Below are 378 nucleotides of genomic sequence, written 5' to 3'. Positions count from 1 at the left end.
GCTGCCGGCAACGCATGTGGCGGTGGCAGATTTCGATCCGACCTTCCTGACTTCGGCACGTGCGGCGATTGCCGGCCTGCTCGGGCTGGCGATGCTGCTCGTGTTCCGCCAGAAGCGGCCGGAGCGCGGCGATCTCGCCTCGCTCGTCGTGGTGGCGCTCGGCGTCGTCGTCGGCTTTCCGCTGCTGACGGCGCTGGCCTTGAAGCACGTCACCACCGCGCACTCCATCATCTTCGTCGGTCTGCTGCCGTTGGCCACCGCGATCTTCGGCGTGCTTCGCGGCGGCGATCGTCCGCGTCCGGCCTTCTGGCTGTTCTCCTGCATCGGCAGCGCTTTGGTCGCGGGCTTTTCCCTGTCGCAAGGCGTGACCGCGTCACC

General features: G+C 68.3%; 1 protein-coding gene. It reads left to right on the top strand.

What is annotated here, in order from left to right; translation table 11 throughout:
* Positions 1-378: EamA family transporter (locus EN852_RS36045; protein WP_145994148.1), on the top strand; the 378-nt coding region annotated here is incomplete at both ends.

The sequence above is a fragment of the Mesorhizobium sp. M2E.F.Ca.ET.209.01.1.1 genome, from assembly GCF_004010375.2.
Lineage (GTDB): Bacteria > Pseudomonadota > Alphaproteobacteria > Rhizobiales > Rhizobiaceae > Mesorhizobium.
Note: the sequence above shows the minus strand (reverse complement) of the source record. Positions and strands in the feature narration are given on the sequence as shown.